This window comes from Mesorhizobium sp. M0140 (genome assembly GCF_040322475.1).
GTDB lineage: Bacteria > Pseudomonadota > Alphaproteobacteria > Rhizobiales > Rhizobiaceae > Mesorhizobium.
In genome coordinates, this window is record NZ_JAMYTM010000015.1 from 136,700 (window position 1) to 152,989 (window position 16,290).

The 16,290-nt window shown below is 62.9% G+C and carries 15 protein-coding genes and 1 tRNA gene; 5 read left to right on the forward strand and 11 right to left on the reverse strand.

The window, feature by feature from the left end:
* Window positions 1-35 precede the first annotated feature (35 nt).
* The 8 genes from NKJ37_RS17290 to NKJ37_RS17325 all read right to left on the reverse strand — a co-directional run bounded on the left by NKJ37_RS17290 (window position 36) and on the right by NKJ37_RS17325 (window position 9,417).
* A complete protein-coding gene (locus tag NKJ37_RS17290) occupies window positions 36-1,151 on the reverse strand; it encodes an ABC transporter ATP-binding protein (RefSeq protein ID WP_023810089.1) in 1,116 nt (371 codons plus the stop codon).
* A gap of 4 nt (window positions 1,152-1,155) precedes the next feature.
* The gene (locus NKJ37_RS17295) at window positions 1,156-2,100 is read right to left on the reverse strand and encodes a carbohydrate ABC transporter permease (RefSeq protein ID WP_023810088.1); all 945 of its coding nucleotides are present in this window, start codon (window positions 2,098-2,100) and stop codon (window positions 1,156-1,158) included.
* Window positions 2,097-3,053 (reverse strand): carbohydrate ABC transporter permease, encoded by a 957-nt coding sequence (locus NKJ37_RS17300; RefSeq protein ID WP_127290550.1) that lies wholly within the window; start codon window positions 3,051-3,053, stop codon window positions 2,097-2,099. The genes NKJ37_RS17295 and NKJ37_RS17300 overlap by 4 nt, the downstream gene beginning before the upstream one ends.
* 105 nt (window positions 3,054-3,158) lie before the next feature.
* A complete protein-coding gene (locus tag NKJ37_RS17305; RefSeq protein WP_352554237.1) occupies window positions 3,159-4,412 on the reverse strand; it encodes an ABC transporter substrate-binding protein in 1,254 nt (417 codons plus the stop codon).
* A 57-nt stretch (window positions 4,413-4,469) separates the two neighbouring features.
* On the reverse strand, window positions 4,470-5,981 hold the full coding sequence (locus NKJ37_RS17310; protein ID WP_352774451.1) for an aldehyde dehydrogenase family protein: 1,512 nt from the start codon (window positions 5,979-5,981) through the stop codon (window positions 4,470-4,472).
* Window positions 5,982-5,991: 10 nt separating this feature from the next.
* Window positions 5,992-6,768 (reverse strand): enoyl-CoA hydratase/isomerase family protein, encoded by a 777-nt coding sequence (locus NKJ37_RS17315; RefSeq protein WP_352774453.1) that lies wholly within the window; start codon window positions 6,766-6,768, stop codon window positions 5,992-5,994.
* Complete coding sequence (locus NKJ37_RS17320) at window positions 6,761-8,362, reverse strand: acyl CoA:acetate/3-ketoacid CoA transferase (protein WP_352774455.1); 1,602 nt, start codon at window positions 8,360-8,362, stop codon at window positions 6,761-6,763. Before NKJ37_RS17320 ends, NKJ37_RS17315 begins: the two co-directional genes overlap by 8 nt.
* Complete coding sequence (locus NKJ37_RS17325; RefSeq protein ID WP_023810081.1) at window positions 8,359-9,417, reverse strand: LacI family DNA-binding transcriptional regulator; 1,059 nt, start codon at window positions 9,415-9,417, stop codon at window positions 8,359-8,361. The genes NKJ37_RS17320 and NKJ37_RS17325 overlap by 4 nt, the downstream gene beginning before the upstream one ends.
* 239 nt (window positions 9,418-9,656) lie before the next feature.
* Between NKJ37_RS17325 and NKJ37_RS17330 the strand changes: the two genes are divergently transcribed.
* Together NKJ37_RS17330 and NKJ37_RS17335 are read left to right on the forward strand one after the other, a co-directional pair.
* Window positions 9,657-10,811 (forward strand): dihydrodipicolinate synthase family protein, encoded by a 1,155-nt coding sequence (locus NKJ37_RS17330; protein ID WP_352774457.1) that lies wholly within the window; start codon window positions 9,657-9,659, stop codon window positions 10,809-10,811.
* Window positions 10,812-10,996: 185 nt separating this feature from the next.
* On the forward strand, window positions 10,997-11,203 hold the full coding sequence (locus NKJ37_RS17335; RefSeq protein ID WP_023810079.1) for a hypothetical protein: 207 nt from the start codon (window positions 10,997-10,999) through the stop codon (window positions 11,201-11,203).
* Window positions 11,204-11,356: 153 nt separating this feature from the next.
* On the opposite strand, the gene NKJ37_RS17340 is transcribed toward NKJ37_RS17335, so the two are convergent.
* Together NKJ37_RS17340 and cpdR are read right to left on the reverse strand one after the other, a co-directional pair.
* Window positions 11,357-11,431 (reverse strand) — tRNA-Val (locus tag NKJ37_RS17340).
* Window positions 11,432-11,546: 115 nt separating this feature from the next.
* Window positions 11,547-11,909, reverse strand: a complete 363-nt coding sequence (cpdR, locus tag NKJ37_RS17345; protein WP_006199474.1) for a cell cycle two-component system response regulator CpdR — start codon at window positions 11,907-11,909, stop codon at window positions 11,547-11,549.
* A 164-nt stretch (window positions 11,910-12,073) separates the two neighbouring features.
* On the opposite strand from cpdR, the gene NKJ37_RS17350 reads away from it, so the two are divergent.
* Both NKJ37_RS17350 and hisN read left to right on the forward strand, forming a co-directional pair.
* Complete coding sequence (locus NKJ37_RS17350) at window positions 12,074-13,015, forward strand: N-formylglutamate amidohydrolase (RefSeq protein WP_352760628.1); 942 nt, start codon at window positions 12,074-12,076, stop codon at window positions 13,013-13,015.
* Window positions 13,016-13,341: 326 nt separating this feature from the next.
* Complete coding sequence (hisN, locus tag NKJ37_RS17355; protein WP_023810077.1) at window positions 13,342-14,115, forward strand: histidinol-phosphatase; 774 nt, start codon at window positions 13,342-13,344, stop codon at window positions 14,113-14,115.
* 97 nt (window positions 14,116-14,212) lie between these two features.
* Here the strand turns inward: hisN and NKJ37_RS17360 are convergent, their stop codons facing one another.
* On the reverse strand, window positions 14,213-15,190 hold the full coding sequence (locus NKJ37_RS17360; RefSeq protein ID WP_023810076.1) for an alpha/beta fold hydrolase: 978 nt from the start codon (window positions 15,188-15,190) through the stop codon (window positions 14,213-14,215).
* A gap of 480 nt (window positions 15,191-15,670) precedes the next feature.
* On the opposite strand from NKJ37_RS17360, the gene NKJ37_RS17365 reads away from it, so the two are divergent.
* Window positions 15,671-16,138: an Hsp20 family protein gene (locus NKJ37_RS17365; RefSeq protein WP_013529716.1), complete on the forward strand. Its 468-nt coding sequence runs from the start codon at window positions 15,671-15,673 to the stop codon at window positions 16,136-16,138.
* Window positions 16,139-16,290 lie beyond the last annotated feature (152 nt).

Consider the following 16,290-nt stretch of genomic DNA (forward strand, 5'->3'; position numbering starts at 1 on the left):
GCCCCAAAACCGGATCCACTTTTGGGCGACATACATTAGCGAATACGGGTCTCGGTCGCCGGATCGAAGAACACCGCCTTGGTCAGGTTGAAGGCGAGCGGCGTGTTGGTGCCCGGCTGGATGTTGGCATCGGCGCGCAGCCGCGCCACCACGCCCTTGCCGCCGAGATTGGTGACGGCGAAGGTATCCGAGCCGGCCGGTTCGACGACCTCGATGTGACAGTCGGCGGTTGCGATGTGCGAGGCGTTGCGCTCGGCACCTTCCGGATCGGTCAGGGCTTCGGGGCGGACACCGAAGATAATCGGCTTGCCCTGGAATGCCGACAGGCCCGCCGGCGCATTCGCCATCGGCAGCGAGATCGGCTCGCGCGCCTCGCGCTGCAGCACGACCGACAGCGCATTGCCTGACGTGCCGATGGTCGCCGGGATCAGGTTCATCGCCGGCGAGCCCATGAAATCGGCGACGAAGAGATTGCTCGGGTTGTTGTAGATCTCGGCCGGGGTGCCGAACTGCTGCACCTCGCCATCCCGCATGACCGCGATCTTGGTGGCCAGCGTCATCGCCTCGATCTGGTCGTGCGTGACGTAGACGATGGTGGTGCCGGTGGTGGCGTGCAGGCGCTTGATTTCGATGCGCATGTCGACGCGCAGCTTGGCGTCGAGGTTGGACAATGGCTCGTCGAAAAGGAACAGTTTTGGGTCGCGCACCAGCGCCCGGCCCATGGCGACGCGCTGGCGCTGGCCGCCCGAAAGCTGGCTCGGCTTGCGCTGCAAGAGGTGGCCGATCTGCAGCACCTTGGCCACCTTGTCGATGGCCTTCTGGCGCTCCGCCGCCGGCACGCCGCGCATCTCCATGCCGAACGAGATGTTTCCGGCCACCGTCATGTTCGGGTAGAGCGCATAGCTCTGGAACACCATGGCGATGTCGCGCTTGGAGGGGTGCAGATCGTTGATGGTGCGGCCGTCGACACGGATTTCGCCAGACGTGATCGTCTCCAGGCCGGCGATGGTGTTGAGCAAGGTCGACTTGCCGCAGCCGGAAGGGCCGACCAGCACCAGGAAGCCGCCTTTCTCGAGTTCGACATCGATCCCTTTGAGGATCTCGACCTGGCCGAAGCGCTTTCTCAGACCATCAATTTCCAGAAAAGCCATCAGATCATCCTTTGACGGCGCCAGCCATGAGACCACGCACGAAGTAGCGGCCGGCGAGCACATAGACGAGAAGGGTGGGCAGTGCCGCGATCATCGCGGCGGCCATGTTGACGTTGTATTCGACGACGCCGGTCGAGGTGTTGACGACGTTGTTGAGCGCCACCGTCATCGGCATCGCGTCGCCGGTGCCGGCGTAAGCCGAGGCGAACAGGAAGTCGTTCCAGATGTTGGTGAACTGGTAGATCACCGTGACGACGAAGATCGGCATTGAATTCGGCAGCATGATGCGCCGGAAGATCTGGAAGAAGGAGGCGCCGTCGACCTGTGCCGCCTTGACCAGTTCGGTCGGGAACGCCTCATAGTAGTTGCGGAAGAACAGCGTGGTGAAGCCGATGCCGTAGACGACGTGGACGAAGACGAGGTTGACCGTCGGGTTGCCGAGGCCAAAGCTGGTTCCCGTTGCATTCTGCAGCGTGACGCCGAAGCGGCCGAGGCTGCCGAGGATGGTCGCCATCGGCAGCAGCACCGACTGGAACGGGATGAAGCAGGCGAACAGCATCAGCCCGAACACCAGCGTTGCCCCGCGAAAACGCCATTTGGTCAGCACGTAGCCGTTGAGCGCGCCGAGCATCGTCGAGATCAGGACGGCCGGGACGACCATCTTGATGGAGTTCCAGAAATAGCCCTTGATGCCGGCGCAGGTGAGGCCGACGCAGGTCTCGCCCCAGGCCTTCAGCCACGGATCGAAGGTCGGCGCCCTGGGCAGCGCCAGCATGTTGCCGTTCTGGATCTCGTCCATGGTCTTGAACGAGGTCACCAGCATGACGAACAGCGGCATCAGATAAAATAGCGCAAACAGCGCCAGCAGCCCGTAGATGACGATGCGGTTGATAACCTTGACGTTGACGCCGCCGGAGGCCTGGCGGGCGGGAGTGGTGACGGCGCTCATCGCGGCTTCTCCCGCAGTTCCGAATAGAGATACGGCACGATGATTGCGACGATGGTCATCAGCATGATCACGGCGCTGGCCGAGCCGACGGCCATTTCGTTGCGCTTGAACGTGTACTCATACATGAAGTTGGATGGCAGCCAGGCCGAGCCGCCGGGGCCGCCGCTGGTCAGCGCCACGACCAGATCGTAGGACTTGATGGCGAGGTGCGCGAGCACGATGAAGGCCGACAGGAAGATCGGCCGCAGCAGCGGGATGACGATGCGGCGGTAGAGCTGGAAGGTGGTGGCGCCGTCGATCTGCGCCGCCTTCATGATCTCGCCGTCGATGCCGCGCAGGCCGGCCAGGAACATCGCCATGATGAAGCCGGAGGCCTGCCAGACGCCGGCAATGACCACGGTGTAGATGACGAAATCCTTGTTCTTGATCCAGTCGAAATGGAAGCTCGTCCAGCCCCATTGATGCAAGGTCTGCTCGAGGCCGAGGCCGGGATCGAGGAACCATTTCCAGGCGACGCCGGTGACGATGAAGGACAGCGCCATCGGGTAGAGATAGATCGGCCTCAGCACGCCTTCGCCGCGGATCTTCTGGTCGAGCAGGATGGCCAGGAACAGGCCGAGCGCCAGGCAGATGAAGATGTAGAGAAAGCCGAAGATGCCCATATTGGTGATCGACGTGTACCAGCTCGAGGGCGGGTCGGTGTCGAAGGTCCAGCCCCACAGTCGCTGATAGGCGCGCGAGCCGGTGATGACATAGGACGGAAAGGTCTTGGAATTGGTGAAGGACAAATAGATCGTCCACAGGATGAAGCCGTAGACGAAGACGATGGTGATGGCAAAGCTGGGCGCCAGCACAATCTTCGGCAATGCGTCCTGCAGGCGTGAGCGCACCGAGGCGCGTGGCCGCGCATGCTCCGGCGTCAGCTTGATCTGGCTTGTCGCTACCGTGCTCATGGGGCTCCTCCCGTCGACTCGCGGCCAACCAGCTTCGCGGATCTAAGTTCGCGGATCTGGGCCTTCCCCGCCGGAGCGGGGAAGGCGTTTTTTGGCGCGTGGCGCTTACTTGGCGTCGTCGATCGCCTTGACCAGTTCGGTCACGGCCTCGTCCGAGGTCTTGATCTGACCATGGACGAACTTGGAGACGACGTCCTTATAGGCATTGGCGACCGCCGGGGGCGCGCCATAGCCCTGGGCGAGCGAGCCGAACAGCGTGCCGCCTTCGTTGGCTGCCTTCAGGTCGGCGATGCCCTTCTTGCCGCACGCGTCGAAGTCGGTGTCCGGAACGTCGGTACGGGCCGGAACCGAACCCTTGACGACGTTGAAGGCCGACTGGAAGCTCTTCGACAGGGTGGCGGTGGCCAGCGCGACCTGGGCGGCCTTGCGGTCGTCCGGAACGTTGAACATGCCGAACATGTCGGAGTTGTAGATCACCGAGCCGTCGGTGCCCGGGAAGCGATAGCACAGGAAGTCGGTGCCCGGCGTTTTCTTGGCGGCGTTGAACTCGCCCTTGGCCCAATCGCCCATGACCTGCACCAGAGCATCGCCCTTGATGACCATGGCGGTGGCAAGGTTCCAGTCGCGGCCCGAGAAGTTGGGGTCGACATAGGTGACGAGCTTGGCCAAATTGTCGAACGACTTCTTCATCGTGTCGGACTTCAGGGACTCGTCATCGAGGTCGTTGAAGGCCTTCTTGTAGAACTCGGGTCCGCCGGTCGACAGCACGACGGAGTCGAACATGGTGGCTTCCTGCCAGTTCTGGCCGCCGAGAGCGAGCGGGATCACCCCTGCCGCCTTGGCCTTGTCGAGCAGGGCAACGAAGTCGTCGAAGGTCTTCGGCTCGGTGCCGCCGATCTTGTCCAGGACGGCCTTGTTGATCCACAGCCAGTTGACCGAGTGAACGTTGACCGGAGCCGCGACCCACTTGCCGTCATAGACCGAAAACTTCTGCAGGGCTGCCGGAACGGACTTGTCCCAGCCTTCCTTCTTCGCCGTTTCGGTCAGGTCGCCCATGACGCCGGCAGCGGCGTAGTCGAGCACGGTGTAGCCGAGCATCTGCGAGGCGGTCGGATAATTGCCGGCCGCGACCATCGCCTTAAGCGCGGTCATGGCGGCATCGCCGCCACCGCCGGCCACCGGCACGTCCTTCCAGGCATAGCCTTCCTTGGCCAGATCGCCCTTAAGGACGTTGAGAGCAGCCGCTTCGCCACCCGACGTCCACCAATGCAGCATCTGGACTTCCTTGACGTCCTCGGCGTGGGCTGTGAAAGCCAGGCCCGACGCGAGAGCCGTTCCGATAAGCAGTTTGCGCAACATGTACTTCCTCCCTTGTTGCATTACACGACCGGCGGATGCCGCCGGGTTCTTCTCAACTCAGCCGACCCACCACCCGGTGCGCTGGCCGCGATGAAACTGGATTGTCTTTTCCTCGGTATAATCCTCGACGGCGCGTTTGCCGAGTTCGCGTCCGAGACCGGACTGCTTGTAGCCTCCGAAAGGCAGCTCGGGATAACCTTCCATGAACGTGTTCACCCAAACGGTTCCCGAACGCACCCCACGCGCCACCGACATGCAGGTGTCGATGCTGGCGCTCCACACGCCCGCCGACAAACCATAAGGCGTGTCGTTGGCGATGTGCAACGCCTTTTCAATCGATTCAAATGTCAGCACCGAGAGCACCGGGCCGAACACTTCTTCGCGGGCGATGGCCATATCCTCGGTGACGCCGCGAATGATGGTGGGATCGAGATATTGGCCGACATTGGAGGCCAATTGCTTGCCTCCGCTGTAAACCTGGCTGCCGTCGCCTTCAGCGGCAGAAACATAGCCGGCCACCTTCTTCAGATGGTCGGACGAGATCATCGCGCCCACCTTGGTTTGGTCATCGAGCGGATCGCCGACCGTAACCCTGGCGGTAAGCGCCTTGACGGCGCTGAGAAAATCGTCGGCGATCGCCTCGTGCACGATCAGCCGGCTGCCGGCATTGCAGCACTCGCCGGCATTGAAGAAGCCGCCGAACACCGCCGCATCGGCGGCCGCTTCGAGGTCGGCGTCCGGGAAGACGACCTGACCGTTCTTGCCGCCGAGCTCCATCGAAACTTTCTTCAGCGATAGCGCGGCGGACGCCATGGTCATCTTGCCGACGCGGGTCGAGCCGGTGAACGAGACCATCTCGACCAGGGGATGGCTGACCATCGGCGCGCCGACGTCGGCGCCAAGCCCGGCCAGGATGTTGACGACGCCGGGGGGGAGGCCGGCCTGCAGCAGGATATCGCCGAGCACAAAGGTCGAGGCCGAGGTCATTTCGCTCGGCTTGACCACCGCCGTGCAGCCGGCGGCGAGCGCGAAAGGCAGTTTCTGGCTGACGATCAGGAACGGGAAATTCCACGGCGTGATGATCGAGACGACGCCGATCGGCTCGCGCAGCACGACGCCCAGCATGTCGTCGCCGAGATTGGCGTAGCTCTCGCCGTGCAGCGTGCGGGCGAGCGAGGCGGCGTAGCGCCAGATATCGACGGCGCCGCCAATCTCACCGCGCGCCTGGGCGATCGGCTTGCCGGATTCCAGTGCATCGAGCCGGGCGATGTCTTCCAGCCGGCCCTCGATCAGGTCAGCCGCCTTGAGCAGGATCGCGGCACGCTCGGCTGCCTTCATGCGCGGCCATGGACCGGTCTCGAACGCCTTGTGGGCGGCCTGAACAGCGGCTTCCACTTCGGCCTCGCCGGCCTGTGCGTAGTGCGAGACGGTGAAGCCGTGGCCGGGGCTATTTCGAGCAATCGTGCGGCCGTCGCGGGCATCGACATGCTTGCCGCCGATCAGCAGTCTGTACGCTTTCGGCGCCGCGGACGCCTCGGCCGGCATGGAAATCTTGAGGGGTGCGTTCATGTGAGTTCCTCTAGGATCTCGAAAAGGCCGGCTTTTGCTTGGCTTTGAAGGCGCCGACGCCGGCCTTGAGGTCGCCGGTCATGGCGATGAAGCCGCTGGCCAGCGCTTCCGTGGCGGCGGCACTTTCCTCGCCTTCGGCGACGGCGATCATCAACTTGGCTGCCTCCATCGCCAGCGGTCCTCGCTCGGTGATCTTTTCGGCCCAGACCTTGGCTTCGTCGTGTGCCTTGCCGGTTTCGACCACCTGGTCGACGATGCCCAAGGCAAGTGCTTCAGGGGCGAGAAAGATCTCGCCGCCCAGCGCCATGCGCCGCACTGTCTGCGCGCCGAAGCGGCGCACGGCACGCTGCGTGCCGGACCAGCCGGGGACGACGCCGATCGAGGTTTCGGGGAAGCCCAATTTCACCTGTGTTTCCGCGACGCGGAAATCACAAGCCACGGCCAGTTCCAGGCCGCCGCCCAGCGCATGGCCGGACAGAACGGCGATGGTCGGCTGCCTGAGCCGCGCCAACCGGTCGAAGACGCGGTGGCCGTAGCGCACCCATTGCACCTGGAAATCGGCGGCACTCATCTGCGCCCAGGCCTCGACATCGCCGCCGGCGCAAAAGCCCTTGCCTTCGCCGCGCAGCAGCACGACACGAACGCCTTCCGCACCCTCGGCCGCGTCGAGCGCGGTCTCCAGCGCGCGCAGCATCGGGATGTCGAGCGCGTTGAATTTCTCCGGCCGGCGCAGCGTGACGACGCCGATGGCGCCGCCGGTTTCAAAGGTGACGAGGTGCTCAGCCATGCGCGCCTCCAAGCGAGGCGCCGCCATTCAGCGACAGGCCTATCGGTTGCTCCTGATAGAGGGCTGCCGGTGTCGTCTTGAGGTCCTTGGCAATGCCCAACGGAATTTCCGACTGCGCCAGCACATCGCGCTGCAGATCGATGCCGGGTGCGAGTTCTGTGACGACCAGGCCCTCCGGCGTCAGCCTCATCACGCAGCGTTCGGTGACATAGGTGATGTCCTGTCCCTGCGCGATCGCCCGCTTGCCCGAAAACGAGATGTGCTCGACTTCGTTGACCACCTTCTTGACCTTGCCCTCCTGATCGATGCGGATGCCGCCATCGGCCAATGAGAGTTTTGCCCCGGCGTTGAAGAAGCCGGAGAAGACGATCTTCTTCGCCCGCGCGGTGATGTCGACAAAGCCGCCGGCGCCAGCCGTGACATGCGGGCGCGCCGAAAGCTTCGAGACATTGACCGAGCCATGGCGGTCGATCTGCAGGAAGGACAATAGCGAGGCGTCGAAGCCGCCCGCCTGGAAATAGATGAATTGGTGCGGCGAGGGCATGAAGGCGTCGGCATTCGAGGAACAGCCGAATTTGAAGTCGAGCAGCGGCACGCCGCCGACCGCGCCCTGTTCGATCACCCAGGTAATCTTGCCGTGCTGTCCTTCCTCGAGAAGGATGCGCGGGACATTGGCGGAAATGCCGAAGCCGATGTTGACGGCCATGCCGTCGCGCAACTCCATGGCGACGCGGCGCGCGATCACTTTCTGGACGTTCATCTCCGGCGTGCGGAAGCTCGACAGCGGCCGGAAAATTTCTCCGGAGATGGCCGGGTCATAGGGTGTCAGCGTCGTCTGCAACTGGTCGGGCGCGACGACGATGTGGTCGACCAGGACGCCTGGCACGCGCACATCATGCGGTTTCAGCGTGCCGTTTTCGACGACGCGCTTGACCTGCGCGATAACGATGCCGCCATTGTTGCGGGCGGCGAGTGCCTGTTCGAGGCCGCCGAGATAGGCACCCTCATGCTCATAGGTGAGGTTGCCGCGCTCGTCGGCTGACGTGGCGCGGATGATCGAGACCTGCGGCACGATGGAGCGGAAATAGAGCCATTCCTCGCCGTCGAACTGCTGCACCGAAACGATCGGCTCGCTGGCGGCGGCGTTCATGGCGCAGCCCTGGTGGCGCGGGTCGGCGAAGGTGTCGAGACCGACCTTGGTCAGCACGCCCGGCCGCTTGGCGGCCGCTTCGCGGTGCATGTCGAACAGGATGCCGGACGGCACGTTGTAGGCGGCGACCGAATTGTCGCCGATCATCTTCCAGATCTGCGGCGGTTCGGAAGAGGAGGGGCCGGACGGGTAGGAGCCGCACAAAGTACGCTTCAGCAGGCCGGGCTTGGCCAGATGGTCGATGCCTTTGATGCCGTACATGTCGCCGGCGGCGATCGGGTGAAGTGTGGTGATATTCTTTGGGTGGCCTTCCCCACCGAAGCGTTCGCCGATCGCGGCAAGCACCGCGTCCGGACAGCCGAGACCGCTCGACGACGACACGGATACGACCATGCCGTCCCTGATCAGGCCCGCCGCCTGCGCCGCCGAAACGACCTTGCTCAATTCATGCTCCCCGAACCGGCCGTCCTGTTTCGGGTGCGGCGATCCGGGCCACAGCTTTCCCTGACGACCAGATTGACCGCGCCGATATGGTCCTCGGCCCGCGTGGTGCGCGACTGGATCATTTTCAGCATGACATGGGCGGCGCGTTCGCCGAGGCCGGCCGAGTCCACCGCGACGCTGGTCAGCGCCGGCATGTAATGCTCGGCCTCGGCCACGTCGTCGAAACCGACGATGGCGAAATCAGTTCCCGGCTCAAGCCTACGCTTGCGCAGCGCCAGCATGGCGCCAAAGGCGACAGCGTCGTTGAAGCAGAGCGCCGCGGTCGGCGGCTCAGCCATAGCGAGAGCGGTTTCCAGGCACGCTATACCACCTCTGCGGCTGGTCTCGCCCTCGACGACAAGTGCGTCGCGGGCGGCGATGCCCTGCGTCTCGCAGGCTTCGCGAAATCCGCCAAGCCGCTCGTGATAGACCACCAGGTCGGACGAGCCGCCGAAGAAGACCAGCCGGCGATGTCCCTTGCCGATCAGATGCGCGGTGGCGAGATAGGCGCCGCGATGATTGTCGGGCGCGATGACCGGGATGCGGCTCTCGGGAAGCCGGCGCATGGCGAAGACAACCGGCAGACCCGCCGTCTCGATCCGCCTGAAGGCGCCCGGCGTCGTGCCGCGAGCCGGCGAGACGATGAGACCGGCGACGCCTTGCTCCATCAGCGACTTCAGCACTTCTTCCTGGCGCACCGGATTTTCCGCCGTGTTGGCGATGAACGGCACGATGCCGGCCGACTGAAAGACGCGTTCCATGCCGACCGCCAGTTCGGCGAAGAAAGGATTGGTCAGATCGTTGATGACCATGCCGATGACGTTGGAGTGCGCCTTGCGCAGATTGGCGGCGCCGCGGTTGTAGACGTAACCGACATCCTCGATCGCCTTGCGCACCTTGCTCGCTGTTTCGGGCCGGATCAGTCCGCTGCCCTGGAGCACGAGCGATACCGTCGATTTGGACACGCCTGCTTCGCGGGCGATGTCGAATATCGTCGCCTTGGCCCGGTTGGCCATCCAGATGCATCCTCCTCGACTTCAGGGCTTAAAGTATTGGAACGTTCTAATCTCTGCCCCGTTCGTGAGTCAATCGGGATTTTCCCCACGCCTCGAATGCCGATTGTGCGTACTCAAATGGCTTGCTTCATAAGGCTTTGTGTTGCAGTGCAGCATTTTTCCTGCCGTGGAGCCCGAATCTTAAAGGTTCTTGATTTATTGGAACGTTCCATCTAGTAGCGTTGCAAAGGGAGAGATCGATGGACATTTCCTTACCTGGTGAGGATGGCCGCAGCACCCGCTATGCGCTTGTCGGCCAGCCGGTGCAGCCGGTGATCGGCACGCGGTTTTCGCGCATAGCCTATGCCGCCGCGCACGTCGTTGCCGATCCGCTCGCCATGACCGATCCGTGGTCCAGGCCGGTGGTCGACTGGGACAGGACGATGGCGTTCCGTCACCATCTGTGGCGGCTAGGCTTCCGCATCGCCGAAGCGATGGACACGTCGCAGCGCGGCATGGGCTTCGACTGGGCAAACGCACAGGAATTGATCCGCCGTTCGATCGCCGAGGCACGCACCGTCGATGGCGCCGATCTCGCCTCGGGTGCCGGCACCGACCATCTGGCGCCCGCCGCCGCCAGGACGCTGGACGATGTGATCGCCGCTTATGAGCAGCAATTCGCTTTCATCGAAGGCTTGGGCGGCAAGGCGATCATGATGGCCAGCCGGGCACTGGCGGCAGTGGCCAAGGGGCCGGACGACTATGTCGGCGTCTACGACCGCATCCTGTCCCAAGCATCCGGCAAGGTCATCCTGCACTGGCTGGGCGACATGTTCGATCCGGCGCTCAGGGGCTATTGGGGCAGCGAGAATTTCGAGACTGCTCTCGATACAGTTGTTGCCATCATCGAACGCCACGTTGGCAAGGTGGAGGGGATAAAAATCTCACTGCTCGATGCCGGCAAGGAGGTCGCGCTGAGGAACCGTCTGCCGGACGGCGTCGTCATGTTCACTGGCGACGATTTCAACTATCCCGAACTGATCGCCGGCGACGAGAAAAGACACTCGCACGCACTGCTCGGTATTTTCGATGCGATTGCGCCGGTCGCCAATGCAGCGCTGGCGAAACTGGCGGAGGGTGACCGCGCCGGCTATGACACATTGATGGCGCCGACCGTGCCGCTATCGCGAAAAATCTTCGAGGCGCCGACCGAGTACTACAAGGCCGGCATCGTCTTCATGGCCTGGCTGAATGGCCATCAGGACCATTTTGCGATGATTGGCGGTATGCAGTCGGCGCGCGGCATCCGTCACTATGCCGACGTGTTCCGCCTTGCCGACCAGGCAGGATTGCTCGCTGATCCCGATCTGGCGGTAGCCAGAATGAAGAGCCTTTGCACCGTCGCGGGCATCTGAAGCGCGGAAAGGCTGACCGGTCGAAGAGGACGCGTCGCCACGCGATTGCTGCGCCTGCCCAGGTGTTTCCGCTGTCGAACGACCGCGAGGGTGGTTTTCGCGTCACCAATTTTCTTGTGAACCAATTTCTCTCGAGGCGCGACCAAGCGATGTGTCCAAACATGGTCCATCAAGGAGAACGTCTGATGTTTACTGTTTCAAGAAACGTCCTTTTGGCCGCCATCGCCGTTTCGGTGCTGGCCGGCTGCAAGACAACCGCTCCCAGGGAATGCGACAAGCTGAAGCCTGGCGTCACCTACAACGGCAAATGCTGCGGTCTCGGAGAGCCTTGTCGCGAAGGCAAGGGCGGCGGCGACAGGCCGGGAAATACGCCTGATCCAGCGCCGCAATGATCTGATCGAGTGCGGCCCGTTCCGGTCAAACGCCGGGACGGGCGCGTTGCGCTCGAAAACTCGCCAGTGTCCAGCTTCCCTTGGGCGAACGAAAATTGTCCAGCTCGGGCGAGCGGGCCAGGATGCCGATTCAAGTCTGATCGTCTGGTTGGATGGTGGGCGTGACAGGGATTGAACCTGTGACCCCTGCAATGTCAATGCAGTGCTCTCCCGCTGAGCTACACGCCCATCCGAAGCCGCGCATACACCATTTTTGATCCAGCGCGTCAATAGCAGGAAAAAGGAAAGAAGGCGTCGTCTCGCCGCAGTGGCGAAGAGGTGCGGCGCCTCGCTTGAAAACGGCTCAGGCCGCCTGCAGCATCTTCTCGACCTCGTTGACGAGGTCACGCAGGTGGAAGGGCTTCGACAGCACCTTGGCGTCTTTCGGCGCCTTGGAATCCGGGTTCAGCGCAACGGCGGCGAAACCGGTGATGAACATGACTTTCAAATCAGGATCGATCTCGGTGGCGCGCCGCGCCAGTTCGATGCCGTCCATCTCCGGCATGACGATGTCGGTCAACAGCAGCGAGAACGGTTCCTCGCGCAGCCGCTCATAGGCGCTGGCGCCATTGTCGAAATCGCTGACCTGGTAACCGGCGCGCTCCAGCGCCTTGACGAGGAACCGACGCATATCGTCGTCGTCTTCCGCCAGAAGAATGCGTGCCATGATATCCCGTCCGAATCACCCGCCCGAGATTGCCGTTGGGCAAGCCCGTTAACCATCCTGTATATGAGGAGGTGAGGGTAAACATCAAGTGAACGCGGACGGCGATGATCCATATTTGCCAGGGCGCGTGCTGCCGCTGAAATGCTGGACACGCGGCCTGCAAGGTGACACTTTCACATCATGATGCACTGGTGTTTTCGGGTTCGCTCAAATTGAAGACGGCAGCCGAGGATTTTTCGGTCTTTCCACCCTTCGAAATCCGGTCGGGCGCCGAGCAGCGCGTCCCCTTCCTCTTCAACTCGCCGCATAGCGGCCGCTACTATCCCGAACGCTTCCTGGCCATGGCAAGGCTGGACCGCAATGCCATCCGCCGGTCGGAAGACTGTTACGTCGATGAGCTGTTCGGCGGCGCCGTGGCGCTAGGCGCGCCGTTGCTGGCAGCGAATTTTCCGCGCGCCTATCTCGACGTCAATCGCGAGCCGTGGGAACTCGATCCGCGCATGTTCGCCGAGCCAGTGCCGTCTTTCTGCAACATCCGCTCGGCGCGGGTGGCCGGCGGGCTTGGCACGGTGCCGAAGCTGGTGGGCGAGGGGCTCGACATCTATTCCGGTCGCCTGCCTCTGGCCGAAGCCGTTGCCCGCATCGAGGCCGTCTACAAGCCCTATCACGAGACACTGAAGCGGCTTTTGACCAGGACCCATGCGCGGTTCGGTTTTGCCGTGCTGATCGACTGTCATTCGATGCCGGCGAGCATCCGTGTCGGCGACAGCGGTCTGCGGCCCGACTTCATCATCGGCGACCGCTTCGGCATCTCGGCAACCGCCGCCCTGACCGAGACCGCGATCGGCCTGCTCAGCGCCATGGGCTATTCGGTTGCCCACAACAAGCCCTATGCCGGCGGCTTCATCACCGAGCATTACGGCCGCCCGGCGCGCCATCTGCATGCGCTGCAGATCGAGGTCAATCGCGGGCTCTACATGAACGAGCGGACATTCGAGAAGGCCGCCGGCTTCGATGCGCTGGCCGATGATCTGACGCGGTTCTCAGCCGACCTGATGTCGATGCCCGACCATCATTTCATCGACCTGCCGCTAGCCGCCGAGTGAGCGACCGGCCGCTGGCCGCAGAGTGAAATCGCGGCGTAAAAAAAGACCGCATCGTTTGCACGATACGGTCGAAGTCTAGGGAGGAAACGCCCAAGGAGGGCATGGACAGGAAACCTGTCCGAGATCAAGGGTATTGTGCGCTGCACAAATGTCAAGCGACCTTGAGGCTTTTTTAATTCACTCTGATGTGGAAATTGCGTTTCGACGACGCTTGTGTGACATCCGGGCAACAGATGCCGTCGCGGAAAAGTCGTCGAACACTCTTGTTTTGGTACGAAATTGGCGGCAGAGCACGGCTCGGACATGCTGCAGTGCGGGAGAATCAGTTGGACATCAGTGTCGGTTTCATGCGCCGCATCGCGCAGGTGGCAGCGGCGGAGACCTTGCCGCGCTTTCGCAGCCAAGGTGCGGTCGCCAACAAGGAACAGGGCAGTTTCGATCCGGTCACCGAGGCCGATCGCGAGGCCGAGCGCGCCATCCGGGCGCTGATCTCTGCTGAGTATCCCGACCATGGCATTCTTGGTGAAGAGCATGGCAGCGAGAACATTTCGAGCCGGCATGTCTGGGTGATCGACCCGATCGACGGCACGCGCGCGTTCATTTCCGGCCTGCCGGTGTGGGGCACACTGGTCGGGCTGACGATCGACGGCGACGCCGTTGCCGGCATGATGGCGCAACCCTTCACCGGCGAGCTTTTCTACGCCAACGGCTCGGGCTCCCATTATGAGGGGCCAGGCGGGCCGCGAAAACTGACGACCCGCAAGACGACGAAGTTGGACCAAGCGACGCTGTTCACCACCACGCCGGCCCTGTTCAAGGGCGAGGCGCGCAACCGTTACGATGCATTCGAAAGACAGATCCAGCTCGCCCGCTATGGCGCCGATTGCTATGCCTTCGCCATGATCGCCTCAGGAAGCGTCGACATCGTCGCCGATCCCGGATTGAAGCCCTACGACATCGTGGCGCTGATCCCGATTATCGAAAAGGCAGGCGGCGTCGTCACCACATTCGATGGCGGGCCGGCGGAACAGGGCGGCGATGTGCTCGCCGCGGCGACGCCGGAGCTTCATGCCGCCGCCATGGCCGCCTTGCGCGGCTAAACGAGCGTCCGCTGCCATTCAGGTGATGCCGACCGCTTGAAGCAGTCGTTTTACTGCCGGCGCACCCCTTGGGGAGCGGGCCAGCGACCGGCGCCTGTCAGGCTGTGGGGTCGTCGCTCCCGGGAATGAAGGCGTCGAAAGCGGCGAGCAATTGCTCGCGATAAATGTCGGCTTCCTGCAGGATTTCGTGGCGGGAGCCATCGATCATCAGCAGCGAACCGAGCCGCAGACGCCTGGCGTAGGTTTCCACGGCCCTGGTCGAGACGACCTGGTCGGCGCCGGCGGCGATTATCAGCAGGGGGACCTGAATTCCTGCCATGAAGTCGGGGTCGCTGACAGCTTCGGAGGCTTTCGCGGCTGCCCGCAGCCAGCGGATCGTCGGACCCCCAAGCGCCAGTTGCGGATGTTCTTCATAGAGCCGCGTGTTGCGTCGATAGCGTACCGGGTCAGACGTCAGCTTGTTGGTCTCGAAAGGGGCCGTCACCTTCGGCCGCGGACCCCAGGCGGCATAGAGCCGGCCGAGGCCGAGAACGCAGAACAACGAGCAGACGCGGCGAACCGTCGAGATCGAGACCGGCAGGTCGGGCAGCGTCAGGAAGGGCGCGATCAGCACCATGCGCCGGATGCGGTTCACCATCGACGGGGCGGCAAGCAGGGTGATCAAGGCACCTGCCGAATGGGCGAGGATGTAGTACGGTCCGCGGCAATCGGGCAGCACGATCTCCTCGAAGAATTGTTCGAGGTCGGCGGTGTAGTCGCGGAAGCTGCTGACGTAGCCGCGCTGGTGATCGCGGATCAGCCGGTCGGAATCGCCCTGGCCGCGCCAATCGAGGGTGGCGACGCCAAAGCCGCGATCGGCAAGGTTGCGGATGGTTTCGAAATATTTCTCGATGCACTCGTTGCGGCCGGTGAGCAGGACCACGGTGCCCTTCATCGGGCGAGCGACTGCGCCGAACAGGCCGTAGCGGATATTCTTGCGGTCACGCGTGGTGAAGAAGCCGCCGGTGGCATTTTCCGGCCGCGGATTGCCCTCGATTTCGTGAAAAAGGGAGTTTTCGGTGAAAAGATCCGTCATTCGGCGCTTCGTGCTCGGCGTCTCGCATGCCCGCCTGCGCTGGCCGGCTCCGCTAAGGTGATAGACGCCCATGCGCCAAAAGCCAAGGAATTCCCGGTGAAGGGGAGGCTGCGCCAGGGAAGGCCGGAAGCCGCTCGAAAGCGTGCTTCCGGCCTCTGTCGATCCGGGAGGAAGGGACGTTACACCCGGTCGGCCTCGTTGCGGTGCCTGTTGTGCAATGGGCGCCGCCAGTCCTTGATCCTGTAATGGACTTTAGCGCCGGCTGCCTGAACGCGCGCCGAAGTGCCGGTTCATCTGCCGTTCATCAAGGGGCCTGCCGCCGTGGTTTTTGCCGCCAGGTGAAATCTTGAAATGCTTTCCAGCGCTCCCCAAATGTCTGGTGCGGTCGCCAATGTCGGGGCCGCTGGCCCACCCGAAACGCCGCTCAAGGGTTTCGCACCGGCCATACGCAAACCATGTTGCTCAACAGGAGAACACCTCATGCGTCACGTTGATTTTTCCCCGCTTTATCGCTCCACCGTCGGCTTCGACCGTCTGTTCACGATGCTCGATTCGCTTGCGCAGCCGGATGGCGCGCAGACCTATCCGCCCTACAACATCGAGCGCACCGGTGAGGATTCCTACCGCATCTCGATGGCGGTTGCCGGCTTCTCGGACGAGGAAATCTCGATCGAAGCCCATCGCAACGTGCTGACCGTGAAAGGTGAGCGCAAGGACGAGGGCACCGGCGAAGGCTCTGAGCTGCTCTATCGCGGCATTGCCTCGAGGGCTTTCGAACGCCGCTTCCAGCTTGCCGACCACGTCGAGGTCGTTGGCGCCTCGCTGAAGAACGGCCTGCTCTTCGTCGACCTCAAGCGCAACATCCCCGAGGAGCTGAAGCCGCGCAAGATCGCCATTACGGCGTCTTCGGCCAAGGCCAAGCAGATCGAGGCCAAGACCGCTGCCTAAAGTACAAGTCTCCTCCCGAGACGGAAGCGGGGGCGCAAGGCGCCGCGTTTTTTTTTTTAGGGGTTTTATATTTAATAGGTGTAGCTGGGCCAAAAAGTGCGCATTATAAGGGTGTGTGGAGAAATGTGTGTCGAAATCGGTGGGCCAACAGT